This is a genomic window from Burkholderia sp. SRS-W-2-2016 (assembly GCF_001931485.1).
Taxonomy (GTDB): domain Bacteria; phylum Pseudomonadota; class Gammaproteobacteria; order Burkholderiales; family Burkholderiaceae; genus Paraburkholderia.
In genome coordinates this window covers 66803-91492 of sequence record NZ_MSDV01000005.1, presented here as the reverse complement: position 1 = coordinate 91492, position 24690 = coordinate 66803, and the positions used below count along the sequence as shown (strand labels likewise).

The 24690-nt window shown below is 65.8% G+C and carries 23 protein-coding genes; 5 read left to right on the top strand and 18 right to left on the bottom strand.

The genetic code is table 11. The annotated features are described in order from the left end of the window. Nucleotides 1-36: 36 nt before the first annotated feature. A complete protein-coding gene (locus BTH42_RS01765) occupies nucleotides 37-795 on the top strand; it encodes a molybdopterin-synthase adenylyltransferase MoeB (protein ID WP_075295153.1) in 759 nt (252 codons plus the stop codon). Between the two features lie 114 nt (nucleotides 796-909). Here the strand turns inward: BTH42_RS01765 and ptsP are convergent, their stop codons facing one another. The 7 genes from ptsP to BTH42_RS01730 form a co-directional block, all read right to left on the bottom strand. After that, on the bottom strand, nucleotides 910-2655 hold the full coding sequence (gene ptsP, locus BTH42_RS01760) for a phosphoenolpyruvate--protein phosphotransferase (RefSeq protein ID WP_075295151.1): 1746 nt from the start codon (nucleotides 2653-2655) through the stop codon (nucleotides 910-912). 348 nt (nucleotides 2656-3003) lie between these two features. Further along, nucleotides 3004-3273 (bottom strand): HPr family phosphocarrier protein, encoded by a 270-nt coding sequence (locus BTH42_RS01755; protein ID WP_075295149.1) that lies wholly within the window; start codon nucleotides 3271-3273, stop codon nucleotides 3004-3006. Nucleotides 3274-3368: 95 nt separating this feature from the next. Further along, nucleotides 3369-3896: a PTS sugar transporter subunit IIA gene (locus BTH42_RS01750; RefSeq protein ID WP_075295147.1), complete on the bottom strand. Its 528-nt coding sequence runs from the start codon at nucleotides 3894-3896 to the stop codon at nucleotides 3369-3371. Between the two features lie 359 nt (nucleotides 3897-4255). Beyond that, on the bottom strand, nucleotides 4256-5212 hold the full coding sequence (gshB, locus tag BTH42_RS01745) for a glutathione synthase (protein WP_075295145.1): 957 nt from the start codon (nucleotides 5210-5212) through the stop codon (nucleotides 4256-4258). Nucleotides 5213-5318: 106 nt separating this feature from the next. Continuing rightward, nucleotides 5319-6608 carry a glutamate--cysteine ligase gene (gene gshA / locus BTH42_RS01740; protein ID WP_075295143.1) on the bottom strand — a complete coding sequence of 430 codons (1290 nt, stop codon included), beginning with the start codon at nucleotides 6606-6608 and terminating at the stop codon, nucleotides 5319-5321. A gap of 243 nt (nucleotides 6609-6851) precedes the next feature. Beyond that, complete coding sequence (locus BTH42_RS01735; RefSeq protein ID WP_075295141.1) at nucleotides 6852-8336, bottom strand: ammonium transporter; 1485 nt, start codon at nucleotides 8334-8336, stop codon at nucleotides 6852-6854. A 57-nt stretch (nucleotides 8337-8393) separates the two neighbouring features. Next, nucleotides 8394-8732, bottom strand: a complete 339-nt coding sequence (locus BTH42_RS01730) for a P-II family nitrogen regulator (RefSeq protein WP_006048089.1) — start codon at nucleotides 8730-8732, stop codon at nucleotides 8394-8396. Between the two features lie 379 nt (nucleotides 8733-9111). Between BTH42_RS01730 and BTH42_RS01725 the strand changes: the two genes are divergently transcribed. Beyond that, complete coding sequence (locus BTH42_RS01725) at nucleotides 9112-9366, top strand: accessory factor UbiK family protein (RefSeq protein WP_026228952.1); 255 nt, start codon at nucleotides 9112-9114, stop codon at nucleotides 9364-9366. A 120-nt stretch (nucleotides 9367-9486) separates the two neighbouring features. Further along, entirely contained in the window at nucleotides 9487-11118 is a 1632-nt protein-coding gene (locus tag BTH42_RS01720; protein WP_075295139.1) for a YifB family Mg chelatase-like AAA ATPase, read from the top strand. Between the two features lie 333 nt (nucleotides 11119-11451). On the opposite strand, the gene BTH42_RS01715 is transcribed toward BTH42_RS01720, so the two are convergent. Continuing rightward, the gene (locus tag BTH42_RS01715) at nucleotides 11452-12000 is read right to left on the bottom strand and encodes a hypothetical protein (RefSeq protein WP_305954762.1); all 549 of its coding nucleotides are present in this window, start codon (nucleotides 11998-12000) and stop codon (nucleotides 11452-11454) included. Nucleotides 12001-12332: 332 nt separating this feature from the next. On the opposite strand from BTH42_RS01715, the gene BTH42_RS01710 reads away from it, so the two are divergent. Then, the gene (locus BTH42_RS01710) at nucleotides 12333-12869 is read left to right on the top strand and encodes a TlpA disulfide reductase family protein (protein ID WP_075295137.1); all 537 of its coding nucleotides are present in this window, start codon (nucleotides 12333-12335) and stop codon (nucleotides 12867-12869) included. A 92-nt stretch (nucleotides 12870-12961) separates the two neighbouring features. Here BTH42_RS01710 and BTH42_RS01705 read toward each other — a convergent pair whose 3' ends face one another. From BTH42_RS01705 to BTH42_RS01675, 7 genes are all read right to left on the bottom strand, one after another. Then, complete coding sequence (locus tag BTH42_RS01705) at nucleotides 12962-14314, bottom strand: sigma-54 dependent transcriptional regulator (RefSeq protein WP_075295135.1); 1353 nt, start codon at nucleotides 14312-14314, stop codon at nucleotides 12962-12964. 28 nt (nucleotides 14315-14342) lie between these two features. Then, on the bottom strand, nucleotides 14343-16418 hold the full coding sequence (locus BTH42_RS01700) for an ATP-binding protein (protein ID WP_075295124.1): 2076 nt from the start codon (nucleotides 16416-16418) through the stop codon (nucleotides 14343-14345). Nucleotides 16419-16466: 48 nt separating this feature from the next. After that, on the bottom strand, nucleotides 16467-17747 hold the full coding sequence (locus BTH42_RS01695; protein WP_075295122.1) for a dicarboxylate/amino acid:cation symporter: 1281 nt from the start codon (nucleotides 17745-17747) through the stop codon (nucleotides 16467-16469). 383 nt (nucleotides 17748-18130) lie between these two features. Further along, the gene (gene ugpQ, locus BTH42_RS01690) at nucleotides 18131-18883 is read right to left on the bottom strand and encodes a glycerophosphodiester phosphodiesterase (RefSeq protein ID WP_075295120.1); all 753 of its coding nucleotides are present in this window, start codon (nucleotides 18881-18883) and stop codon (nucleotides 18131-18133) included. 87 nt (nucleotides 18884-18970) lie between these two features. Beyond that, complete coding sequence (gene lipA, locus BTH42_RS01685; protein ID WP_075295118.1) at nucleotides 18971-19978, bottom strand: lipoyl synthase; 1008 nt, start codon at nucleotides 19976-19978, stop codon at nucleotides 18971-18973. A gap of 13 nt (nucleotides 19979-19991) precedes the next feature. Continuing rightward, nucleotides 19992-20723 (bottom strand): lipoyl(octanoyl) transferase LipB, encoded by a 732-nt coding sequence (gene lipB, locus BTH42_RS01680; protein WP_075295115.1) that lies wholly within the window; start codon nucleotides 20721-20723, stop codon nucleotides 19992-19994. 63 nt (nucleotides 20724-20786) lie between these two features. Further along, nucleotides 20787-21113 (bottom strand): DUF2917 domain-containing protein, encoded by a 327-nt coding sequence (locus BTH42_RS01675; protein ID WP_075295105.1) that lies wholly within the window; start codon nucleotides 21111-21113, stop codon nucleotides 20787-20789. Nucleotides 21114-21211: 98 nt separating this feature from the next. On the opposite strand from BTH42_RS01675, the gene BTH42_RS01670 reads away from it, so the two are divergent. After that, nucleotides 21212-22195: a transcriptional regulator GcvA gene (locus BTH42_RS01670; RefSeq protein WP_075295103.1), complete on the top strand. Its 984-nt coding sequence runs from the start codon at nucleotides 21212-21214 to the stop codon at nucleotides 22193-22195. A gap of 36 nt (nucleotides 22196-22231) precedes the next feature. On the opposite strand, the gene BTH42_RS01665 is transcribed toward BTH42_RS01670, so the two are convergent. Genes BTH42_RS01665 through BTH42_RS01655 form a run of 3 tightly spaced genes read right to left on the bottom strand, consistent with a single transcriptional unit; the run spans nucleotide 22232 to nucleotide 24666 of the window. Continuing rightward, on the bottom strand, nucleotides 22232-22501 hold the full coding sequence (locus BTH42_RS01665) for a DUF493 family protein (RefSeq protein ID WP_075295101.1): 270 nt from the start codon (nucleotides 22499-22501) through the stop codon (nucleotides 22232-22234). Then, nucleotides 22473-23423 carry a D-amino acid aminotransferase gene (locus BTH42_RS01660; RefSeq protein ID WP_075295099.1) on the bottom strand — a complete coding sequence of 317 codons (951 nt, stop codon included), beginning with the start codon at nucleotides 23421-23423 and terminating at the stop codon, nucleotides 22473-22475. Before BTH42_RS01660 ends, BTH42_RS01665 begins: the two co-directional genes overlap by 29 nt. A gap of 13 nt (nucleotides 23424-23436) precedes the next feature. Continuing rightward, nucleotides 23437-24666, bottom strand: a complete 1230-nt coding sequence (locus tag BTH42_RS01655; protein ID WP_075295097.1) for a D-alanyl-D-alanine carboxypeptidase family protein — start codon at nucleotides 24664-24666, stop codon at nucleotides 23437-23439. Nucleotides 24667-24690 lie beyond the last annotated feature (24 nt).

Genomic DNA, 24690 nt, shown 5'->3' with positions numbered 1-24690 from the left:
GTCTCCCGATGCGCGACACACTCGCGCGCCTCCGCCATGAATGACGATCAACTCCTCCGTTACTCCCGCCATATTCTCGTCGACGAAATCGGCATCGAGGCGCAGCAGCGTTTTATCGATGCGCACGCGATCATCGTCGGCGCCGGCGGCCTCGGCTCGCCGGCCGCGATGTATCTGGCGGCCGCGGGCGTCGGCCGTTTGACGCTGGTCGATGCCGATACGGTCGACCTGACCAATCTGCAGCGACAGATCCTGCACGTGAGCGCATCGGTCGGCCGCAAGAAAGTGGAGTCCGGGCGCGACATGCTCGCGCAGATCAATCCCGAGGTCGTCGTCAATGCGGTGGCCGAACGTGTCGACGACGCGTGGCTCGATCGCGAGGTCCCGCACGCGAGCGTCGTGCTCGATTGCACCGACAACTTCGCGACCCGTCACGCGATCAACCGCGCGTGCGTCAAACATCGCGTGCCGCTCGTGTCGGGCGCGGCGCTGCGCTTCGACGGCCAGATCAGCACCTTCGATTTCCGCAACGAAGCGTCGCCGTGCTACGCGTGCGTGTTTCCCGAGGACCAGCCGTTCGAGGAAGTCGCGTGCTCGACGATGGGCGTGTTCGCGCCGACGGTCGGCATCATCGGGTCGATGCAGGCCGCCGAAGCGCTGAAGGTGATCGGTGCGATCGGTACGCCGCTGGTGGGCCGTCTGACCATGCTCGACTCGCTGCGGATGGAGTGGAACACGATGCGTATCGGCCGTCAGCCGGATTGTCCGGTGTGCGGCCACGCGCATCCGGCTTGATGGAGCGCGCCGCGCTTACTCGCACTGCGCGACTACAGCGAGCGACACGTCAAAATGAAAAACGCCGCACATGTGCGGCGTTTTTCATTCAACGGTGACTGACGACGCTACCACTCAAACCAGCGCGACCCGCTTCAGCGCCGCCTGCACTTCTTCCGGCTCGAACGACGCGAGCACGTCGGCGACCGGCTTCTCGAGCGTGCGCAGATGCGAGCGCAGCACTTCCTGCTTGACCTCGAGCAACTGGCTCGGATGCATCGAAAATTCGGTGAGGCCCATGCCGAGCAGCAGACGCGTCATCGCCGGATCGCCGGCCATCTCCCCGCACACCGACACCGGCACGCCCGCGCGCTTCGCCTCGCGCAGCGTGAACGCGATCAGATGCAGCACCGCCGGATGCAGCGGATCGTACAGATGCGCGACCGCGTTGTCCGCGCGATCGATCGCGAGCGTGTACTGGATCAGATCGTTGGTGCCGATCGACAGGAAATCGAGCCGCTTCAGAAACAGCGGCAACGCGATCGCCGCGGCCGGAATCTCGATCATCGCGCCGATCTGCACGTTCGGATCGTAGGCGATGCCCGCGTCGTCGAGTTGACGCTTCGCCTCGCGGATCAGATCGAGCGTCTGGTCGATTTCCTGCGCGTGCGCGAGCATCGGAATCAGGATCTTCACCTTGCCGAACGCCGACGCACGCAAAATGGCGCGCAACTGCGTGAGGAACATCTGCGGCTCCGACAGGCTCCAGCGAATCGCCCGCAGCCCCAGCGCGGGGTTCGCGGCGGTCTCGTAGCCGTCGCCGCCGCCCATCGAATCGAGCGGTTTGTCGGCGCCGACGTCGATCGTGCGGATCGTCACCGGCAAGCCGTTCATCAGCTCGACCGCGCGGCGATACGCTTCGAACTGCTCCTCCTCCTCCGGCATCCGGTCCTTGTGATTCATGAACAGGAACTCGGTACGGAACAGGCCGACGCCGGTCGCGCCGGATTCGATCGCCGCGCGCGCGTCTTCCGGCAGCTCGATGTTCGCGCACAGCTCGATGCGCGTGCCGCACAGCGTTTGCGTCGGTGAGAACTTCAGGCGCTGCAGCTTGCGCTGCTCGAGCTCCTTCTCGCTTTGCCGGTACGAGTACTCTTCGAGCACGATCGGCGCCGGATCGACGATCACGATGCCGTGGTCGCCGTCGACGATGATCAGATCGTCCTGGCGAATCAACGCGCTCGCATGCTGCACGCCGACCGCGGCCGGAATGCCGAGACTGCGCGCGACGATCGCGGTATGCGAGGTGCGGCCGCCGAGATCGGTGACGAAGCCCTGGAAGGTCTGCGTCTTGAACTGCATCATGTCGGCCGGCGCGATGTCGTGCGCGACGACGATCATTTCGTCGCACGCGCCATGCACGTTGTCGACCAGATTCGACGCGCCCGCGAGCGCCTTCAGCACCCGTTCCACGACCTGCTCGATGTCGGCTTTACGCTCGCGCAGATATTCGTCTTCGATATCGTCGAAGTGGCGCGACAGCCGTTCGAGCTGCTCGGTGAGCGCCCATTCGACGTTGTAGCGGCGGGTGCGGATCAGGTCGATGGTTTCCTGCACGAGCATCGCGTCGTTCAGGATCATCGTATGGACGTCGATGAACGCGCCCATTTCGCTGGGCGCGTCGGCCGCGAGATCGGCGCGCAACGCGTTCAGCTCTTCATGCACGCGTTGCTGGGCCGCGCGAAACCGCGCGACCTCCCCTTCGATCTGGGCAGGTTCGATCAGATAGTGGTCTACGTCGAGTGCTGCCGGGGCGATCAGATAGGCCCGCCCGATGGCGATACCGCGTGACACGGGAATTCCATGCAGCGTGAATGACACGCGCACCTCCTCTAGTTGTGTGATGCCGCGGCAAACCGCTGCAATGCTCTCAGACTGTACTGGGCATTATAAATTCCGCGCCTTTTTGAAGTATGTCAGGGCTGTGTGCGGCGCAGCACGAATTGTCGTAATCGGCGCCCGCGCACGGCCGCTACATCGGGCGAAGCGCGGTTTTAGCGGAAGACTTTAATTATTGAAAAATCGCCGCTCGCCTTACCCGCTCTTTCACCCTGGCTTTCGCTCCCATTTAGGAAGCCGACGTTTTAATAATCGAATGCCGGCGGCGAAAAAAAACCGCGGCGAGGGCCGCGGCTTTGTTCTGCCATTCGAATCGCACAGCGCGTGGCTTTATTGCCCCTCGCCGAATTTATCGGCGATCAGTTTCAGCAATGCGTCCATCGCGTCCTTTTCGTCGGCGCCTTCCGTTTCGATCAGCACCGTACTGCCGATGCCGGCGGCCAGCATCATCACGCCCATGATGCTCTTCGCGTTGATACGACGGCCATTGCGGCTCATCCAGATTTCCGACTGGTAGTTGCCCGCGAGTTGCGTCAACTTGGCCGACGCGCGCGCGTGCAGCCCCAGCTTGTTCACAATAGTCGTTTCCTGTTGCAGCATGTGTTGGTCCGAAGCGCGGGTGAATGAAAGGGTGAAGGGTGAAACCGCCAACCGGTTGCCAGGCCTTTGAAGCGTCGCGCGCACAACCGGCCGGCTTACAGGCCCGCCGCGTCCGTCTTCTGCGTCAGATCGGCGCCGGCCGGCAACGCCGGAATACAGTCGCCGGGTGCCGCGTCGGGCGGCAGCGCCGGCAGGCAATCGTTCGAGCACGCGGGCGGCGCGACCGGTTCCGGGGTCGCCGGACCGATCGCGTGCACGCCCTTGGTCGCGCCGGCCAGCGCCTTGTCGACCAGCGTGTCGAGCGGGGTCGCGCGATAGCAGACGGCGCGCACGAGCATTGGCAGATTGACGCCGCACAGCACGCGCACGTCGGGCAGCGTCGCGAGCCGCCCGGCGATGTTGGCCGGAGTCGCGCCGAACATGTCGGTGAGCACCAGCGCGCCGTTTTCTTCTCTCAGCCGTGTGATTTCCGAATCCGCGAACGCGACGACCTGCGCGGGATCGCAATCCGGCGACACGTCGATCACGCCGATCCGTGCCGGCAAACCGCCATAAATGTGGGAAATGCAATCGCGCAACGCGGTGGCGAACGGAGCGTGCGCAATGATCAGAATGCCTGCCATGTCAGCCTTACTGCAAAAGAACGGCCCCAAATCGTGGACCGGGGTTAGCCCGGCTCGCCTGCGCCTCGCAGCGGCCGTAGCTGGCGAGGGCGGCAACACATCGTGGAACGAGCGATTCGGCGCGCCTGTCGGCGCCGGCGCTCGCGTTGCCCGTTGCTGGTCCGCGAGCCGCGCCAGGGTCGCCGAGGGCAACCGCCAGGGCTGCCGGACGACGCCTCGCGCGGGCGAGCGGGCATTGTATCAGGCTCATTTTCGCGCCAAATCTGGCGACCTGCCCACTGCGGATTTACTTCCTAAATGGGGGACGCGGCCGCGCATTCAAGCCGGTCGCCCCCACGCCTGCCTGCCCGTCCGGCGGGTCAGGCGGCCGCGCGCTCCAGCGCGTCGATGAACATCGCGGCAACGTCGAAACCGGTCTGATCCATGATTTCACGGAAGCAGGTCGGGCTCGTCACGTTGACTTCGGTGAGCCAGTCGCCGATTGCATCGAGTCCGACCAGCAGCAAACCGCGCGCCGCGAGCACCGGCGCGAGCGTATCGGCGATCCGGCGATCCTGGTCGCTGAGCGGACGCGCGACGCCAAGGCCGCCGGCCGCGAGATTGCCGCGCACCTCATTGCCCTGAGGAATCCGCGCGAGCGAGTACGGCACCGGTTCGCCGCCGATCAGCAGAATGCGCTTGTCGCCGTCCTTGATCTCGGGGATGAATTTCTGCGCCATCACCGAACGCGCGCCGTCATGGCTCAGCATTTCGATGATCGAGCCGAGGTTCATGCCGTCCGCCTTCACGCGGAACACGCCCATCCCGCCCATCCCGTCGAGCGGCTTCAGGATCACGTCGCCGTGCTGCTCGTGGAACGCGCGCAGACGCGCGGCGTCGCGTGTAACCAGCGTCGGCGCGACGAACTGCGCGAACTCGCCGATCGCGAGCTTTTCGGAATGGTCGCGAATCGCCTGCGGCTTGTTGAAGATGCGCGCGCCGCCGCGTTCGGCCAGCTCCAGCAGCCACGTCGACGTCACGTACTCCATATCGAACGGCGGGTCCTTGCGCATCAACACCGCGCCGAAGCTCTTCAGCGAACGCGGCGCGAACGGATCGGCCGCATACCACACCTCGCGATGCAGATCGGTGGTGTCGCCGGTGATCTCGATGCGCTGCACGTTCGCCTCGACGTCGCCGCCGGTCCACGCGAGCTGCTTCGGCTCGCACGTGTACACCGTGTGACCGCGCCGCGCCGCTTCGGCCATCATCGAATAGGTCGAATCCTTGTAGATCTTGAACTGGCTGAGCGGATCGGCGATGAAAAGAATGTCCATGGAAATCCCGGTGCGCCCTGCTGGGCTTGGCATTATTCGTCAATGAATCGGCGCGGACAGCGCCGGCGGCACGCTCGCCGCCGGCGCTGTCCGCGCGCTAAGTGGCTTAGACCTGGATCGCTTCCGGATCGGTCTTTTCGAGTTCGACCGACGCGGCCAGCAGCCCGAGCCGCGCGACCACGCCGTACATGTAGAAGCGGTTCGGCGGCGCCGCGCCGGGCTTCGCATGCGCATCGGGCAGCGCGGTGTGCTCGAAGCCGAGCGGCACGAAGTGCATGCCCGGCGCGTTCAGGTTCTGGTCGCGCTCGCGGCTGCCGTGCACGCGATAGAAACCGCCCACCACATAGCGGTCGATCATGTAGACGACCGGCTCGGCCACTTCCTCGCCGACCCGCTCGAACGTGTACACGCCTTCCTGCACGATCACGTCGTGCACTTCGAGGCCGTCCTTGGTGGCCGCCATCCGCGCGCGTTCGCGCTTGGTCAGCGCGGCCACTTCCGACGCGTCGTGTACGGTCATCACGCCCATCCCGTAGGTGCCGGCGTCCGACTTGATCACCACGTACGGCTTCTCGGAGATCCCGTACTCGCGGTACTTGCGGGCGATCTTCTTGAGCACGCCGTCGATCGCATCGGACAGCGCTTCCTCGCCGGTGCGCTCCTGGAAGTCCACGCCTTCGACGTGCGCGAAGTACGGATTGATCATCCACGGATCGATTTCGACCATCTTCGCGAACTTCTTCGCGACGTCGTCATAGCACGAGAAATGCGTCGATTTACGCCGCACCGCCCAGCCCGCGTGCAACGGCGGCAGCAGATACTGCTCGTGCAGATTTTCGAGCACCGGCGGAATGCCGCCCGACAGGTCGTTGTTCAGCAGGATCGAGCACGGGTCGAAATTCTTCAGACCAAGGCGCCGCTGCGAACGCTCGAGCGGTTCGAGCACGAGCTTCTGGCCGTCGGACAGCGCGATCGTGACCGGGCCGTTGATGGATTCGTCGAGCGTGCCGAAGCGTACGTTCAGACCCGCCTGGCGCATGATCGACGCGAGCCGGGCGACGTTTTCGAGGTAGAACGCGTTGCGCGTGTGGCGCTCCGGAATCACCAGCAGATTCTTCGCATCCGGGCAGATCTTTTCGATCGATGCCATCGCGGCCTGCACCGCGAGCGGCAGCACTTCCTGCGGCAGATTATTGAAGGCGCCGGGAAACAGATTGGTGTCGACCGGCGCGAGCTTGAAGCCCGCGTTACGCAGATCGACCGAACAGTAGAACGGCGGCGTGTGCTCCTGCCATTCGAGCCGGAACCAGCGTTCGATAGCGGGCGTGGCGTCGAGGATCTTCCGCTCGAGATCGAGCAGCGGGCCGTTTAACGCCGTAACTAGGTGCGGAACCATTGATCACTCGCAGACTGGAGAAAAAAGATTGTAGAGCAAATGCTTTGCCCATTTGGGGACGGTTTCTCCGTACGCAAGCAGACTCGAAATGCTTTTCCCTATCACGATGATAGGCGGGGAAAACTGCCGTTTCCATCCGGATCAGCAAGAAAAAAGCCCGCCATGAAGGCGGGCCAAATCGCTGCGCTTAAATCTTACCGGTCGAATCTTCGAACGCTGATTCCGTAATTTCCACTGTTTTCGTTATTCGACGCGCTCGCCGTGCAGGCTGACGTCGAGACCTTCGCGTTCCTCTTCGTGGGTCACGCGGATGCCCATCACCATGTCGATGATCTTCAGCAGCACGAAGCTGACTACACCGCTGTAGACCAGCGTCGTGACCACGCCCTTCAGCTGCAACAGCACGCTGCCGTCCGCGCCGCCGATGTCCTTGACCGCGAACACGCCGGTCAGGATCGCGCCGATGATGCCGCCGATGCCGTGCACGCCGAACGCGTCGAGCGAGTCGTCGTAGCCGAACTTGTGCTTGAGCCAGGTGGCCGACCAGAAGCACACCACGCCGGCGACGATGCCGATCACCAGCGCGCCCGTCGTACCGACAAAGCCCGAAGCCGGCGTCACCGCGACCAGACCCGCGACCGCGCCCGACACGATGCCGAGCACCGACGGCTTACCCTTGCTCGCCCATTCGGCGAACATCCACGCGAGCGCCGCGGCGGCGGTCGCCACCTGGGTCGTGAACATCGCGAAGCCGGCACGGCCGTCCGCCGCCAGCGCCGAACCCGCGTTGAAGCCGAACCAGCCGACCCACAGCATCGACGCGCCGATCAGCGTGAGCGTCAGGTTGTGCGGCGCCATCGCTTCGCGGCCGTAGCCGATCCGCTTGCCGAGCACCAGACAGCAGACCAGACCCGCGATACCGGCGTTGATGTGCACCACCGTGCCGCCCGCGAAGTCGAGGATGCCCTGGCTCGCCAGCCAGCCGCTCGGCTCCCACACCATGTGCGCGATCGGCGCGTAGACGATGATCGACCACAGCGACATGAACACCAGCATCGCCGAGAACTTCATCCGGTCAGCGAACGCACCGGTGATCAGCGCGGGCGTGATGATCGCGAAGGTCATCTGATAGACGAAGTAGACGGTTTCGGGGATCGTCGGCGCGAGGTGGCTGACGGTCAGCGTGACGCCCTTGTCGCCCTTGATGTAGTTCATCCCCGCCATGAACACCCGCGAGAAGCCGCCGATGAACGAGCCGCCCGGCGTGAACGCGAGGCTGTAGCCGACCACGGTCCAGATGATCGTCACGAGGCAGGTGATCGCGAAGCTTTGCATCAGCGTCGCGAGCACGTTCTTCTTGCGGACCATGCCGCCGTAGAACAGCGCGAGGCCCGGAATCGTCATGAACAGCACGAGCGCGGTGGAGGTCAGCATCCACGCGGTGTCGCCGGCGCTGATCTTCGATGAATCGACCGAGAACGGCGCGGTCGGGGTGGCGGGAGCGGCGTCCGCCGCCGGGGCGCTCGCTGCGGCGGCGGTGGCGTCGGCGGCCGGAGCCGAAGCGGCCGGCGCGGCGACCGCGGCCGACGCATCCGGCGCCGGCGCGCTGGCGCTCGCCTCGGGTGCCGAGGCGGCGGCGGGCGCGGACGCGTCGTCCGCGAGGGCGGCGCCGACACCGCCCGCGAGCAGCGAGCCGGCCATCAGCAGGGACATCAAAAATTTGCGCATCTTGGTTTTCCTCTTGTCGCTATCTATGTCGCTTATCCGTGTCGCGAGGGTTGGGGCTTACAGCGCATCCGCGCCGGTCTCGCCGGTGCGGATGCGGATCACCTGCTCGATCGGCGTGACGAAAATCTTGCCGTCGCCGATCTTGCCGGTGCGCGCGGCGCGCTCCAGCGCCTCGATCGCCTGATCGACGATGTCGTCCGATACGGCTGCCTCGATCTTCACCTTCGGCAGAAAATCGACGACGTATTCGGCGCCCCGATACAGCTCGGTGTGTCCCTTCTGGCGCCCGAAACCTTTCACTTCCGTGACCGTGATGCCCGACACGCCGATCGCCGACAAGGCTTCGCGCGCTTCATCGAGCTTGAACGGCTTGATGATTGCGGTAATGAGCTTCATGAAATCCCTCGCTAATGTGGTGCTGTTCCCGTTGCGTCCCGGTAAGCCGGTCTGTTGCGCTACCGGTAAAACGTGCTGTGGCAGTGCGCGCGGGGCAGTAACAGCAACTCCTATGCCATGTTGTGTCAGACTGCGGTCCGCGCCGCTCCCGCGAAGCGCCCGGACGGCCTTGTCCGAACGGCCAGCGGCGCGGTGCGCGGGTGGCGCCGCGCGGGGATCGTTGCTAGAGTGTTCGAACACTTCCGGCGCCCCGGCGCGCACCAAAGGCGCTCACGCGGTCGCGGCGCCCACGCTCCAACGCACCACGAATGCCCATTCGCCGCGACGGGGCACAGACGTAACGAAACATGCACATTTTTTGTGCACCAAGGGGAACACCATGAAACAACCGAACGACGTTTTTAACGACTTCCAGGCTCGCGTCAGCGATCTGTTCAAGAATTCGCCGGCCAAAGATGTCGAGCGCAACGTCAAGGCGATGCTGTCGCAAGGCTTTTCGAAGCTCGATCTGGTCACGCGCGAGGAATTCGATACGCAGACCCAGGTATTGGTGCGCACGCGCGCGCGCCTCGAAGAACTCGAGCGCCGGGTCGCCGAACTCGAACAGAAGCTGCCGCTCACCCAGACGCCGTAACCCGCGCTCGCAGCGTTCGCGCTGCGCAGCGCCGCACCTCACCGGCAAGCGAGCCGTGACGTCATCAGCGTTTTAGGGGCTTCGCGCTCGCCACGAGCGCACCGTCCGACGGGAGAAAACATGTCGCTTGCCGTGGTGCGCAGTCGCGCGCCGGCCGCTGGCCGCGCGCCCGAAGTCACCGTCGAGGTTCACCTCGCCAACGGACTACCGTCTTTTTCGATAGTCGGCCTGCCCGATCTGGAAGTGCGCGAAAGCCGCGAGCGCGTGCGCGCGGCGCTGCAGAACTGCGGCTTCGAATTTCCGGTGCGGCGCATCACCGTCAATCTCGCCCCCGCTGATCTACCCAAAGAATCCGGCCGCTTCGATCTGCCGATCGCGCTCGGCATCCTCGCCGCGAGCGGGCAGATTCCGGCCGAGTCGCTATTGCGGCGCGAGTTTGCCGGAGAGCTGTCGCTGACCGGCGCGCTGCGGCCGATGCGCGGGGCTTTCGCGATGGCTTGTGGCACTGCGCGTGGGGCCGCGGCCGGTGATAGTGACGTTGAACAATCTTCTGCCGATGCTGGAGCTGCGCTGTCTGCCGGGGCTACAGCTGACGCAGCCGCAGCGCGGACCTCGTGCACCCGAACGGCCACCCCACAGCTTTACCTACCGGCGGCAAGCGCGGCCGAAGCGGCGCTCGTGCCGGGCGTCGATGTCTACGGCGCCGCCGATCTCCCTTCACTCTGCGCTCATCTGGCCGGCGTGCCGGACGCGGGCCTGCGCCCGGTCGCAACGCCCGTGCTCGACGCGCACAGCGCGACGCCGATTCCCGACATGGCCGACGTGATCGGCCAACGCGCGGCGCGGCGCGCGCTCGAAGTCGCCGCGGCCGGCGGTCATCACGTGTTGTTGATCGGGCCGCCCGGCGCCGGCAAGTCGATGCTCGCCGCACGCCTGCCCGGCCTGCTGCCGCCGATGACCGACGACGAAGCGCTCGACTCCGCCGCGCTGCTGTCCGCGAGCCGCCTCGGCTTCAAGCCGTCGCAGTGGCGTCAGCGGCCGTTTCGCGCGCCGCATCATTCGTCGAGCGCGGCCGCGCTGGTCGGCGGACGCAACCCGCCGCAACCGGGCGAGATCACGCTCGCGCATCTGGGCGTGCTGTTTCTGGACGAATTGCCGGAGTTCGACCGCGTGGTGCTCGAAACGCTGCGCGAGCCGCTCGAAGCCGGCCGCATCACGATCTCGCGGGCCGCGCTGCAAACCGACTTCCCGGCCGCGTGCCAGCTGATCGCCGCGATGAACCCGTGCCCGTGCGGCTGGCGCGGCGATCCGGGCGGCCGCTGCCGCTGCACGCCGGAGCTCGCGACGCGCTATCTGCGCAAGCTGTCCGGGCCGCTGCTCGACCGCATCGATATCCAGCTCGAAATCCCGGCGCTGACGCCCGCCGAACTGAGCGCGCGCGCCGCCGGCATCGGCGAGGCGAGCGCGACGATCGCGGCGCGAGTGAGCGTTGCGCGCGAGCGCCAACTGGCCCGGCAAGGCAAAACCAATCGCGAACTGAATGGGCGGGAAGTGGACGAAGCATGCCGCCCCGACGCGGCCGGCGAAGCGCTGCTGCGCGAAGCGGGCGAGCGCTTCGGCTGGTCGGCGCGCGCCTATTACCGGGTGCTGAAGGTCGCCCGCACCATCGCGGACCTCGCCGGCACCGCGATGCCGAGCGCCGCGCAGATCGCCGAAGCGATTCAGTACCGGCGCGCTTTTGGCTCGTTATGAGGAGAAAAATCTACTGTCAAGACTTGACTTATACACAAGTTCGCGATCCTGACAGATTTTGAAACAACTGGATGGCGGTTTCGTAGGCATCTCTAAAAGCCATTGATTTTATTGATATTTTTTGAACGCACCGCAGCCGCGCATCGTTGATGGAAGGCCCGCCAGACGGGCCTTTGAGGCAAATCAAGCGAAGTTCTCAACAAAGTTATCCACAGGAATCGCGACGAAGTGGAAAACTTCAACGTAAACCGGGAATTAGCGCGTAAACCCAGGAAGGAACTTTCACTACGCGCGGCACTCTGACGCACCCGCGATCGGCCAGAAATACCTAGGTCAATACAGCTGGAACGACGAAAAAAACTGGTCGACCTGATCCTGCGGCAGCGGTTGGGCGGCGATGATCGCCGCCTGATAGACATGCCGTCCGTGCGCGACCAGCCGCGCGTAGACGATGCGCTGCTCGTGCTGCGCGCCGGCCGCGCCGCTGACCTTCATTTCGAGGCCCGGCATCTTGCCGCCGGCGGCGAGCGGGATCTGCACCTCGTGCGCGTCGGGCGCCGCGCCGACGTTGCGCGCGAGGCCCGCGCGCAGGAATTCGAGCGCCGCGCGCTGGGTCGCCGGGTTGGCGTCGGGCAGCATCACGGTGCCGACCGCGAACACCGCGTGGCCGGCTTCGGCGGTCTGCATCGCCATCTGCATCGGCGTGCCGTCGATCTGCACCGCGCGCTGGTCGTGGCCCGGCTTGGCCGGGAAGTCGACCGTATAACCATCGTCGTTGTTCATGACGGTGCGCCAGTCGAAGGTCGGCGTACAGGCTGACAGCGCGGCGCCCAGCAGCAGCGCTGCGGCGGCGGTGCGGAGCGCGGCGCGCAGCTGACCCACGGGAGCGAACGCGTTTGCCGAGACGGCTGAACGAACAACGGGAGCGCCAACGCGACGGGTCGGCGAGCGATCGAACGGGAAGCAACGGAACGAAGTGCGGGCAAGGAAACGGCGGATGCAGCGAGCAGTTCGGAACATGGGAGCGGGAGATCGGGCTGACAAAGCGGAAAGCGCCATTATCCGCTGATCCGCCGCCTGGCCGGCTCCCGCCGCCCCGCCCCTTCCGGCGCAAGCACCAGTAATGGAGCTACAATAGCCAAGCTCTTCAGCACCGGCCCAAGGCCCGCCCGACCCATCGTTCCGCGCTGCGCGCGACTCCCGAGGTTCCGTCCATGAGTTCCAATCCGTCCACCGCCGGCACGCGCACGAGCCCGCTTCGCTACCTGATCGCGGCCGTCGTCGCGGTTGCGATCGCCGTCGCCGGTTACTTCGCGTTCGCCGGGCAGCAGCGCGTGCCCGATGCGACCTTCACGCTGCTGTCGGGCCAGAAACTCACGACTGCCGACCTGAAAGGCAAGGTCTATCTGGTCAACTTCTGGGCGACCAGCTGCGATACCTGCATGAAGGAAATGCCGCAGATGGTCGAGACCTATAACCGCTACAAGGGCCAGGGCCTCGAATTCGTCGCGGTCGCGATGAACTACGACGCGCCGATGTACGTGACCAACTACACGGAAACGCGTCAGCTGCCGTTCAAGGTCGCGATGGACGACGGCTCGGCCGCCAAGCAGTTCGGCAACGTGCAACTCACGCCGACCACCTTCGTCGTCGACAAGGACGGCAAGATCCTGAAGCGCTATGTGGGCGAGCCGCAATTCGCGGAACTCGACCAGTTGCTCGCGAAGGCGCTGAAAGCGACTTCGACCTGAGTCAGGACCAGCGGGGCTTCAGCGCCCCGCCCGCTTAAGCTAATCCCGCTCGCAGCGCCGGCACGATTTCCCACCGCCGGCGCCAACACCCCTCACCGCTCCCCTTCCCCTTTGGCCGCCAGGCCATAGCGCTTGATCTTCTCGTACAGCGTCGCCTTGCCGAGCTGCAGCCGGTCCGCCGCGACCGCCACCGCGCCGCCCGCCTGCTCCAGCGCCTCGGCGATCATCGCCCGCTCGAACTGTTCGACCCGCTCTTTCAATGGCTGCGGCGCTGCGGTGTCGTCGGTATCGAACGACAGCGCCGGTTCGTCGGCGATGCCGAGCACGAAGCGGTCGGCCGCATTGCGCAGCTCCCGCACGTTGCCCGGCCAGTCGCGCTGCATCAGGCTCGCGCGCTGGCGATCGGTGAGGATCGGCGCCGGCCGCTGGTAGCGCACCGCCGCATCGAGCAGGAAGTGTTCGAACAGCGGCACGATGTCTTCGCGGCGCTCGCCGAGCGGCGGCAACGCGATCGTCACCACGTTGAGGCGGTACAGCAGGTCGCGCCGGAACGAGCCGTCCGCGACGTGCTCGGCCATATCGCCCTTGGCCGCCGCGACCACCCGGCAATTGACGCGAATCGGCTGATTCGAGCCGAGCCGCTCCAGCACGCCGTCCTGCAGCACGCGCAGCAGCTTGACCTGCAACGCGAGCGGCATGCTTTCGATCTCATCGAGAAACAGCGTGCCGCCCGATGCGTGTTCGAGCTTGCCGATCCGCCGTTTCGCCGCGCCAGTGAACGCGCCCGGCTCGTAGCCGAACATCTCGGACTCGAACATCGGCTCAGGCAGCGCGCCGCAGTTCACCGCGATAAACGGCTTGTCGCGCCGCGGCGACAGCTCGTGCAGACTGCGCGCGATCAGCTCCTTGCCGGCGCCGGTGTCGCCGTTGATCAGCACCGACGCATCGGTCGGCGCGACGTTCGCGATCAGCCGCCGCACCTGCTCGATCGCCGGACTGCGACCGATGATGCGCGGCGCCAGCGCGTTCTGTTCAGCCAGCTCGCGGCGCAGCGCGAGGTTTTCGAGCAGCAGCTTGCGGCGCTCCAGCGCGCGCCGCACCGTTTCGATCAGCCGCTCGGATGCGAACGGCTTTTCGATGAAGTCATACGCGCCGTCGCGCATCGCCTGCACCGCCATCGAGATGTCGCCGTGGCCCGTCACCAGAATCACCGGCACGTCGGGCGCGCGTTCGTGGCACTGCGCGAGCAGATCGAGACCGCTCGCGCCGGGCAGCCGGATGTCGCTGACGATCACGCCGGAAAAATCCGCGCTGATCAGCTTCGCGGCGGCCTCGACCGATGCATGGCCGATCACGTCGAAGCCCGCCAGTTGCAGGCTCTGCACGCTCGCGCGCCGCACCAGTTCGTCGTCTTCGATATACAGCACCTGCAGGCCATCGGTCATTGCTTGTTCCGGGTCGGGTCGGATCGGTTCAGGAGCCCGCGGTCAGCGAGTCCGGCGAGGGGTTCGTCTGCACGCGCGCGCGGCGCAGCGTCAACACGAATAATGCACCGCCCCGCGGCGCGTTGCGCGCGACCAGCGAGCCGCCGCAATCGCGCGCGATCGACGACGAAATCGCCAGACCCAGGCCGAGCCCCTGGCCCATCTCCTTGGTCGTGAAGAACGGCTCGAACAGACGCGGCAGCACGTCGTCGGGGATGCCGGGGCCGTTGTCGGCGACCGCGATCGCGAGATTCGCGGCGGCGGCCTCGACCTCGACGGTGATGCGCGGCGGGCTCATGCCGGCGGTCGCGTCGAGCGCGTTGCCGAGCAGATTGATCAGCACCTGTTCGAGCCGCAGATCGTCGCAATGCGCGACGAGTTCGGGGTGATCGTCGGCGAGGCTCAAAGGCGTGCGGATGCTGTTCGCGAAGTTGTCGTCGGCGGCATCCACCAGCACGAATTCGAGCTCGACGCCCTGCAACCGCTTCTGCAACAACCCGACGACGTTGCGCAGCGCCCGCACGATCGGCGCGCGCGCGCTACGCGGGCGGGCCCGGCCGACGAACAGCTTCAACTGATTGGTGATCTTGCCCATCCGCTCGGTGAGCGCCGCGATCGCTTCGAGATTCTCGCGCGCCGACGCCTGATCGCCGCGTTCGAGCAGCACGCGGGTGTTGTCGGAGAAGCTGCGCAGCGCCGCGAGCGGCTGATTCAATTCATGCGTGATGCCGGCCGCCATCTGGCCGAGCGCGGCGAGCTTGCTCGCCTGGATCAGCTCGTCGTGCGCGGCGCGCAGTTCCTGTTCGGCGCGGGTGCGCTCGGCGACTTCCTTGTGCAGCTGCTCGTTCGCCTCGGACAGATCCGCGGTGCGCTCCGCGACGCGCTGGTTCAGTTCCGCGTACGCCTTCTGCAGCAGCGCGCGGCTGCGCATCACCTCGCGCACGCGCGCGCGGCGCATCCGCCAGTAGAACGCGAGCAGCACCAGCGACACATAGCCGAAGCCGGTCACAATCGTCGCCTTGCGCGCGTCGGCATCGACCGGATCGACCGGCGACATCGTGATCAGATGCCAGTCCGGCTCGCCCATCCCGCGCCGCGACGCGAGGTAGCGCGGCGCGGACCGGCCGCCGCCGATGCGCAGAATCTGCGCGTTGCCTTCGAGCATCCGTTCGATCGTCACCGGCAGCGGCTCGATCGGCTGCTGCGCATACTGGCGCGCCTGGTAGATCGAATCGGCGATCTGGCCGGTCAGCGGCCGGATCGTGTGGTACTTCCACGCCGGCACCGAGGTTAGAAAGATCACGCCGTGATCGTCGGTGACGACCAGCGGCTCGGACGCGTCGGCGGTCTGGAACCATTCGAGATCGAGCTTGACGACCGCGACGCCGATGATCTTGCCGTCGCGCCGGATCGGTTGCGAGATGTAGTAGCCGGGCGCCTGCGAAATCGTGCCGATGCCGAAAAAGCGGCCGACGCCGCCGCTCATCGCATCGAGGAAATACGGCCGGAACTGATAGCCGGCGCCGACGAAGCTGCCCGGTCCGCGCCAGTTGCTGGCGGCGACGCAGTAACCGTCGGCCGCGATCACGTAGCTGACGGTCGCGCGCGCATGGCGGTTCAGGTCTTCGAGATGGAGATTCGCGCGTTCGACGTTGGCTGGACTGGGATCGACCAGCACGTCCTGCACGATCGGATGCTCGCCGAGCAGATAAGGGAGGGATTCGTAGCGCTCGAGCGTGCTTTTGAGCGCGCTCGCGGTGCGTTCGGCACGCACGGCGGCGTTGCGCCGCAAGGTGTCGATGCCGCTGCGCCACGCGACGCTGTAGGTGAGCCAGCATGCCGCCGCGAGCCCGGCTGCGAGCGCGAACAGGATCAGCAGACGGCGCGTCACGTTGGCAAAGTCCAATCGATGGGGATCGGACATTGTGGCATAAGGCGGCAGCGCATCGTCCCCGGCAGGGCGAGGCGCGTCGGTTCCGGGTTGGCGGCGGTTTGCGCCGCGCGCGTCGTCCGTCTCCGCCGACGGAGCCGCTTCTTCAGAAGCGCGTGCGGACGCCGGTTTCATACGCAGGCGTCCGCACACATGACGACAGAACTCAGCTAAAGGCCGCGCTTACACGCCGGCCGGCTCTTTGACCGTCGCGTCGCCGCTCAGCACCGCTTTCAGCTTGCTGCGATCGAGCTCCTTCTCCCAGGCCGACACGACCACCGTCGCAACGCCGTTGCCGACGATGTTGGTCAGCGCGCGGCACTCGCTCATGAAGCGGTCGATACCGAGGATCAGCACCATGCCCGACAGCGGAATCGTCGGCACCACCGCCAGCGTCGCGGCCAGCGTGATGAAGCCCGCGCCGGTCACGCCGCTCGCGCCCTTCGAGGTCAGCATCGTCACCGCGAGCAGCGTCAGCTGCTGGCCCCACGTGAGGTCGGTGTTGGTCGCCTGGGCGATGAACAGCACGGCCATCGTCATGTAGATGTTGGTGCCGTCGAGGTTGAACGAGTAACCGGTCGGCACCACCAGACCCACCACCGAGCGCGAGCAGCCGAGCTTTTCGAGCTTCTGCATCAGCTGCGGCAGCGCGGCTTCGGACGAGCTCGTGCCGAGCACGATCAGCATCTCTTCCTTGATGTACGCGATGAAGCGCAGGATGTTGAAGCCCACCACCTTCGCGATCGCGCCGAGCACAACCACCACGAACACGATCGAGGTCAGATAGAACGTGCCGATCAGCTTGAGCATCGGCAGCAGCGAGCCGACCCCGTACTTGCCGATCGTGAAGGCCATCGCGCCGAACGCGCCGATCGGCGCGAGCTTCGTGATGATCCGCACCATCCCGAACAGCACGTGCGAAATCCCTTCGATGAAGTTCGTCACGACCTTGCCCTTCTCACCGGCGGTCGCGAGCACCGAGCCGAACAGCAGCGCGATCAGCAGGATCTGCAGGATTTCGCCCTGCGCGAACGCCGACGAGATCGTGTCCGGAATGATGTGCATGAAGAAGTCGACCGTGCTCTGGCCGTGCGCCTTGGCCGCGTACGACGCGACCGCGCGGCTGTCGAGCGAGGCCGGATCGACGTTGAAGCCGGCGCCCGGACGCAGCAGGTGGGTCGCGAACAGGCCGAGCACCAGCGCGAAGGTCGAGACGATTTCGAAGTACAGCAGCGCCTTGCCGCCGACGCGCCCGACCTTCTTCATGTCCTCCATCCCGGCGATACCGGTGACCACCGTGCAGAAAATGATCGGCCCGATCACCATCTTGATCAGCTTGATGAAGCCGTCGCCGAGGGGCTTCATGTCGATGGCGAAGTTCGGGGAGAAATGCCCAAGTACGATGCCGATGATGATCGCCACGATCACCTGGACGTACAGCACTTTATAGAAAGGTTTCTTCACGATGGTTCCTGCTAGGGGGATGAGCTCATTGACCCACCGCGATGCGCGGCGCGCGAACGGAACGTCGCGCGGGCGCACTGCATCGGGGCGACCAAGACGACGAATTCAGAAATACCGGGAAGGGAAATCGGACATCGTTGTCTCCTTGCTTTAATTGTCGGGCCGTGGCGGCCACGGGCTTCTGAATTGCAAGGTCGATGCCAGCTTGGCACTCGGCCGAGGGCCTTGATTCTTAGGGGTTTTCTGGCGCCGCAGGACGAGCGCCGTCCGGGATTCCGGAAATCCGGACGACGGCTGTCGGGGAATCCGGAATTCTTCGCGCGCGAATTTACGGGGAAACCCGCAAGGGTTTCCCAAGGGGCTGCGGTTTCAGGTCAACCGCTTCAGACCAGCAGATCGATCCGGTCCGTGCAGATCATGTCGACGCCCCATTGCGTGAGCGTTTGCGCGCGCGCCGGATCGTTGACCGTATAGGCGAGCACCCGCAGTCCGGCCGCGCGGATCTGCGCGACCAGCTGCTCGCTCAGATAGCGATGGCTCGCGTGCAGCGACACGCAGTCGAGTTCGCGCACGATGCTCAGCCAGTCCGCCGGCACTTCCTCGAACAGCATCCCCCGCGGCAGCGACGGCGCGGCGTCGCGCGCGGCGGCCAGCGCGTCGAATGAAAACGACGACAGCAGCGGCGGCGTTTGCCCTGCCCACAACGTCAGCGCACCGCTCGCGACCAGCGTGCCGGTGATCGTTTCGCGGCCCGGACACGGCTTGATCTCGATGTTCGCGGCGATGCCGTCGCGCGCGCAGCGCTGCGCGGCTTCGGCGAGCGTCGGCAGCCGCGTGCCGGCGAACTGCGCGCCGCGCCATGCGCCGGCGTCGAGCGCGGCGAGTTGCTGCCACGTGTGGTCGGCGGCCGGACCGTGGCCGTTGGTGGTGCGCTCGAGCGTGTCGTCGTGCAGCAGGAACAGCGCGTTATCGGCCGACAGCTTCGCGTCGAATTCGACCATCCGGTAGCCGTAGCGCACGCACGCGTCGAAACCGGCCAGCGTGTTTTCCGGCGCGAGCGTGCCGCCGCAACGATGCGCGACGAGCCGCGGATAAGGCCAGGGTGCGGACGGTCCGCGAGCGATCTCTGTTGTCACCTGTCGTTCCTTTGTCGAACAGCGGCCAAAGAAAAAGCCCGCTAACGAAGCGGGCTTTTGCTGCTACTGCAAATACCGGGCGTTACCTCAAACCACCCCGGCGCCATGCGCCTGCAGGTCGGCGTGATAGCTCGAACGCACCATCGCGCCGACGGCCGCGTGCGTGAAGCCCATCTTGTACGCCTCTTCCTCGTACATCTTGAAGGTGTCCGGGTGCACGTACGCGCGCACCGGCAGATGGTGCTCCGACGGCTGCAGATACTGGCCGATAGTCAGCATGTCGACGTCGTGCTCGCGCAGATCGCGCATCACCTGGAGGATTTCCTCCTCGGTCTCGCCGAGACCGACCATCAGGCCCGACTTGGTCGCGACGTGCGGATGCAGCGCCTTGAAGTCCTTCAGGAGCTTCAGCGAGTGCGCGTAATCCGAACCCGGACGCGCTTCCTTGTACAGACGCGGCACCGTTTCGAGGTTGTGGTTCATCACGTCGGGCGGCGCGGCGTTCAGGATGCCGAGCGCGCGATCGAGACGGCCGCGGAAGTCCGGCGTCAGGATTTCGATGCGGGTGGACGGCGACAGCTCGCGCGTCTGACGAATACATTCGACGAAGTGCGCAGCGCCGCCGTCGCGCAGATCGTCACGGTCGACGCTGGTGATCACCACGTACTTCAGCTTCAGCGCGGCGATGGTGCGCGCGAGGTTGGCCGGTTCGTCGGCGTCGAGCGGATCGGGGCGGCCGTGGCCGACGTCGCAGAACGGGCAGCGGCGCGTGCACTTGTCGCCCATGATCATGAAGGTCGCGGTGCCCTTGCCGAAGCATTCGCCGATGTTCGGGCAGCTCGCCTCTTCGCAAACCGTATGAAGATTGTGTTCGCGCAGGATCTGCTTGATTTCGTAGAAGCGCGAATTGCCGGTGGCCGCCTTCACGCGGATCCAGTCCGGCTTCTTCAGCTTTTCGATCGGCACGACCTTGATCGGGATGCGCGCGGTCTTGGCTTGCGCTTTCTGCTTCGCGGTGGCGTCGTAGGCGGCGGGGGCCGGCACGCCTTCGGGGGCGGGGGTAGCTGCTGCGGGAGTCGCGGTTACGTCAGTCATTCGTTCGATCCAGTCAGGCGGTGAGCGCACCGGCCTGCGGTTGGGCGACGGCCGCGGGATTGCCGTCGAGGTTTGCGGTGAGGCGTGCTGCAAAGGTCCGGGCCACGTCGTCCCAGCCGGCGGCGACGCCGAGCGTCGCCATATCGACCGTTTCGAGCCCCGCGTAGCCGCATGGGTTGATCGCGAGGAACGGCCGCAAGTCCATGTTCACGTTCAGACTCACGCCGTGATAGCTGCAGCCGTTGCGGATTTTCAGACCGAGCGCCGCGATCTTGGCGCCGGCATGCGGCCCGGCGTCGGGCCCGGGCGCCACGTAGATGCCGGGGGCGCCCGCCTTGCGTTCTCCGGCGAGATTATACGCCGCCAGGGTGTCGATCACGGCCTGCTCGATCCGCGTGACCAGCTCGCGCACCATCAGCTTGCGGCGGCGCAGGTCGAGCAGCAGATAGGCGACCACCTGGCCCGGTCCGTGGTACGTGATCTGCCCGCCGCGGTCGACCTTGACGAGCGGAATCGAACTGTCGGCGGCCAGCAGATGGGCCGGATCGCCGGCCTGGCCGAGCGTGAAAACCGGTGGATGTTCGACCAGCCAGATTTCGTCGGGTGTGTCCGCAGTGCGCGCTTCGGTGAATGCGCGCATCGCGTCGAAACTGGTTTCGTAGGGCTCGCGGCCGAGCCAGCGCAGCGTGGGCGGCTCGACGGCGGGAGATGGGGACGGAGACGGGGAAAGCGGGGTGGCGCACATGATGCCCGGAGTTTACCGAAATCCGGGCATCCGCGCCGGGGTCCGCCGGCGCCGCGCCGCCTCTCAGACCGTGCGCCAGCCGCCCCGCACGCGCAGCATCCAGCGCTCGCCGATCCGCGCGAGCCAGTTCAGCGCGCGCTCGTCGTAGCGGGTCGGCACCGAGAACGTAACCCTCGCGTATTGCTCGCCCTCGGCGCTCAGCCACAGCCGCTCGCCGCGCCGCAGATGCACGGTATTACCCGGTTGTAACCAGTAGTCGTTGATGTCGTCGCTGCGCGTGAGCCACACCGTACCGCCGCGCACGGTCAGTTTGGTGCTGCGCGCGACCTTCAGCGGCAGCGTCTCGCCGGTACCGACTTCATAAGCAATGCTAGAGGAAATTTCTCGCATGATGCCCTCGCCAAAAATCGTCTGATGGCTAGAATCGTAGGTGCAGCAAGGGCTTGGGCAAAACGATCAATTTTCACCTCTATGTGAGAAATATTGCGATGGACCTACGTCAACTCCCCGCCTTGAACGCGCTGAAGGCATTCGAAGCCGCCGCCCGCCACGAAAGTTTCTCGCGCGCCGCCGACGAGCTATTCGTCACCCACGGCGCGGTCAGCCACCAGATCCGCGCGCTCGAAGCCGAACTCGGGGTGTCGCTGTTCGCCCGCGACGGCAAGCGCGTGCGCCTGACCGAAACCGGCCGGCGCTACGCGACCCAGGTGCGCGGCGCGCTGATGGAGCTGGTCGACGCGACCCGCGCGATCCGCGCCGGCGACCGCGAGCGGCGCCTCGTCGTGTCGATGCTGACGTCGTTCGCGGCGCGCTGGGTCACGCCGCGCATCGGCAGCTTTATCGAAGCGCATCCGCAATGGGACCTGGAGATGCTGTCCACCAATGCGCTGACCGACTTCGCGCGCGACGATGTCGACGCGGCAATCCGGTTCGGCTTCGGCAAATATCCGGGCCTGCATTCGGAGCTGCTGCTGGAGGAGATTTTCTTTCCGGCGTGCGCGCCGGACTTCAACGGCGGCAAGCTGCCGCAAACCCCGGCCGATCTCGCCAAAGTCCCGCTGCTGCGCTCCGGCGACGAGCTGTGGCGGCCGTGGTTCGACGCGGCCGGTCTCGCCGACTGGCCGGAACCGAGCCGTGGCGTGCTGTACGAGGATTCGTCGAATCTGCTGCAGGCGGCCATCGACGGCCAGGGGATCGTGCTCACGCGCCGCTCGCTGGCGATGCGCGAAATCGCGGCCGGCCGGCTGGTGCGTCTGTTCGACGTGGATGGGCCGAGCCCGTGGCAATACTATTTCGTCTGCCCGCCGCAAATGCTCGAAACCGCGCGGGTCAAGGCGTTTCGCGACTGGCTGTTCGCCGAGGTGGGACGATTCCGCCAGCTGTTCGAACTGGCCTGCACCGCGGGGCCGGAAGCGTGCTCGCGCGCCGCGGCGGAAGGAGAGACGGCGGACGCATTGCGCGTCGCGCCGTGAGGTGAAGCAGGCGAAAAGTCGCGCCGCGCGTTGGCGTTACAGCACGACCTTGACCATCGGATGACCGGTCAGCGCGCGATAGATGTCGTCCAGATGCGCGCGGCTGGTGGCCGTGACGTGAATGGTCAGCCCGGTGTAAGTGCCGCTGCTCGACGGCCGCGTTTCGACGCGCGATGCGTCTACTTCGCTATCGAACTGGCGCACCACTTCGACGATCGTCGCGGCAAACTCGGGATGCGATTTGCCCATGATCTTGATCGGGAAATCGCAGGGGAATTCAAACAGTGAGTCGTTCTCGGGATTCATTCTCTACTCCTTCTTCTGCCTCGGCGGCCTTGGCGCGCTGATAGGCTTCATACAGTGCCGCAAACACCGCGCCCGGCTTGCCGGCGCCGACCGGCGCGGCGTCGAGCCGGGTGACCGGCAGCACTTCCTTGGTCGCCGAGCTGACGATGATTTCATCGGCCGCGCGCACTTCGGCCTCGGTGATTTCACGCGCTTCGAAACGGATCCCGCACTGCGCGGTCAGCTCTTCGATCAGACCGTAACGGATCCCTTCGAGGATCCTGTTGCTGCGCGGCGGCGCGGCGACCACGCCGTCCTTGACGATCCACACATTCGACGACGACCCTTCGGTCAACCAGCCATCGCGGAACTGGATCGTTTCGAACGCGTCGTTTTCGGCCGCGTACTGCGCCATCAGCACGTTGCCGAGCAACGACACCGACTTGATATCGCAATTGAGCCAGCGACGATCCTCGGCGCTCACGCAACGCACGCCCTGCGCGCGCTGCGCGGCGTCGGGCAGGTTCAACGCGGTGACCATCACGAACACGGTCGGCTTCGCGTTGGCCGGAAACGCGTGGCCGCGCTTCGCAACGCCGCGCGTGACCTGGATATACGCGATCGCGTCCTGATCGGCGCGCAGACCGCCGTCGCTTTCGTTCGCCTCGACCACCCGCGCGATCAGCTCGCGCCAGCCGGCGTCATCAAACGGATTGGCGATGCCGATCTTGCCGACCGAACGCGCGAGACGCGCCAGATGCTGGGTCAGACGAAACGCGGTGCGGCGGCCGCTCGCGTGCGCATACAGCGGCGCGACCTCGTAAATGCCGTCGCCGAAGATAAAGCCGCGATCGAGCACCGGCACGCGCGCCTCGGACAACGGCACCACTTCGCCGTTCAGATAAACGATCGGTTCCAGCGCAACTTCGGAGACAGCGGTCATTACGAGGCAGCCCTTACTTTTTCTTGTTGAACATCAGCATCAGCGAATCCCACACGCGGCCGACCACGCCAGCCTGCGGCACCGGCTGCAGCGCGACCACCGGGAACTGCGCGAGCACCTTGCCGTCGGCGACGAGCTTCGCGGTGCCGACCTGCTGGCCGTTCGCGAGCGGCGCGACCAGCGGATCGTTCAGTTCGATCTGCGGCTTGGCCTTGTCGCCCGCGCCCTTCGGCAGCGTGATGTACTGGTCGCTCTTCACGCCGACCTGCACGCTGTCCTGCGAGCCCTTGTAGACGCGCGGCGTGGCCACCACCTGGTTGGCCTTGTACAGACGCGTGGTGTCGTACGCGGTGTAGCCGTAGTTCAGCATCTTCAGGCTGTCCTGCACGCGGTCGTGCTCTTTCGGCTCGCCCATCATCACCGACACCAGACGGCGCGACGCGTCGGTCGTGCCCGGCAGCGGCCGCTTCGCGCTCGCGATCAGGCAGTAGCCGGCCGCTTGCGTGTGGCCGGTCTTCAGGCCGTCGACGGTCGGGTCGATCCACAGCAGACGGTTGCGGTTCGGCTGCTTGATCTTGTTGTACGTGAATTCCTTGACCGAGAAGATGTTGTAGTAGTCCGGATAGTCGCGGATCAGGCGCGCCGACAGGATCGCGAGGTCGCCCGCGGTCGTGTAGTGCTGCGGGTCGGGCATGCCGTTCACGTCGGCGAAGTGGGTGTTCTTCATGCCGAGCTTCTGCGCTTCGGCGTTCATCATGTTGACGAACTGCGCTTCGCTGCCGCCGACCAGCTCGGCCAGCGCGATCGCCGCGTCGTTACCCGACTGCACGATCATCCCGTACACGAGGTCGTGCACGGTCACCGGCTTGAGCGCCTCGATGAACATGCGCGATTCGTCGGTGCGCACGCGGCGCACGGCGAGACTCGGCTCGATGGACTGATCCATCGTGATCTTCTTCGTGTCGAGCGCCTCGAACACCAGATACGCGGTCATCAGCTTGGTCAGCGAAGCCGGTTCGACGCGTTCGTCGGCATTGGCCGAGGCGAGCACCTGGTTGCTGGTGGCGTCGACCAGCACCCACGAACGGGCGTTCACGCCCGGCGGCGGCACTTGCGCGAACGCGCTGGACGCGACCAGCGTGGCGGGCAGCACGAGACCGACGGTGATGGCGCGGGTAAGCGAGGCGGGAACGAAGGAAGCGACTGACGGGAAGGACGTACGGCCAGAGGAGGAGAAACGCATAGGGATCGATTCGTACAGAAAAAT

Coding starts and splice junctions, on each gene's coding strand:
- BTH42_RS01765 (WP_075295153.1), top strand. CDS start 37: ATGAATGACGATCAACTCCTCCGTTACTCCCGCCATATTCTCGTCGAC.
- BTH42_RS01755 (WP_075295149.1), bottom strand. CDS start 3,273: ATGCTGCAACAGGAAACGACTATTGTGAACAAGCTGGGGCTGCACGCG.
- BTH42_RS01750 (WP_075295147.1), bottom strand. CDS start 3,896: ATGGCAGGCATTCTGATCATTGCGCACGCTCCGTTCGCCACCGCGTTG.
- gshB (WP_075295145.1), bottom strand. CDS start 5,212: ATGGACATTCTTTTCATCGCCGATCCGCTCAGCCAGTTCAAGATCTAC.
- gshA (WP_075295143.1), bottom strand. CDS start 6,608: ATGGTTCCGCACCTAGTTACGGCGTTAAACGGCCCGCTGCTCGATCTC.
- BTH42_RS01735 (WP_075295141.1), bottom strand. CDS start 8,336: ATGCGCAAATTTTTGATGTCCCTGCTGATGGCCGGCTCGCTGCTCGCG.
- BTH42_RS01730 (WP_006048089.1), bottom strand. CDS start 8,732: ATGAAGCTCATTACCGCAATCATCAAGCCGTTCAAGCTCGATGAAGCG.
- BTH42_RS01725 (WP_026228952.1), top strand. CDS start 9,112: ATGAAACAACCGAACGACGTTTTTAACGACTTCCAGGCTCGCGTCAGC.
- BTH42_RS01720 (WP_075295139.1), top strand. CDS start 9,487: ATGTCGCTTGCCGTGGTGCGCAGTCGCGCGCCGGCCGCTGGCCGCGCG.
- BTH42_RS01710 (WP_075295137.1), top strand. CDS start 12,333: ATGAGTTCCAATCCGTCCACCGCCGGCACGCGCACGAGCCCGCTTCGC.
- BTH42_RS01705 (WP_075295135.1), bottom strand. CDS start 14,314: ATGACCGATGGCCTGCAGGTGCTGTATATCGAAGACGACGAACTGGTG.
- BTH42_RS01700 (WP_075295124.1), bottom strand. CDS start 16,418: ATGAAACCGGCGTCCGCACGCGCTTCTGAAGAAGCGGCTCCGTCGGCG.
- lipA (WP_075295118.1), bottom strand. CDS start 19,978: ATGACTGACGTAACCGCGACTCCCGCAGCAGCTACCCCCGCCCCCGAA.
- lipB (WP_075295115.1), bottom strand. CDS start 20,723: ATGTGCGCCACCCCGCTTTCCCCGTCTCCGTCCCCATCTCCCGCCGTC.
- BTH42_RS01675 (WP_075295105.1), bottom strand. CDS start 21,113: ATGCGAGAAATTTCCTCTAGCATTGCTTATGAAGTCGGTACCGGCGAG.
- BTH42_RS01670 (WP_075295103.1), top strand. CDS start 21,212: ATGGACCTACGTCAACTCCCCGCCTTGAACGCGCTGAAGGCATTCGAA.
- BTH42_RS01665 (WP_075295101.1), bottom strand. CDS start 22,501: ATGAATCCCGAGAACGACTCACTGTTTGAATTCCCCTGCGATTTCCCG.
- BTH42_RS01660 (WP_075295099.1), bottom strand. CDS start 23,423: ATGACCGCTGTCTCCGAAGTTGCGCTGGAACCGATCGTTTATCTGAAC.
- BTH42_RS01655 (WP_075295097.1), bottom strand. CDS start 24,666: ATGCGTTTCTCCTCCTCTGGCCGTACGTCCTTCCCGTCAGTCGCTTCC.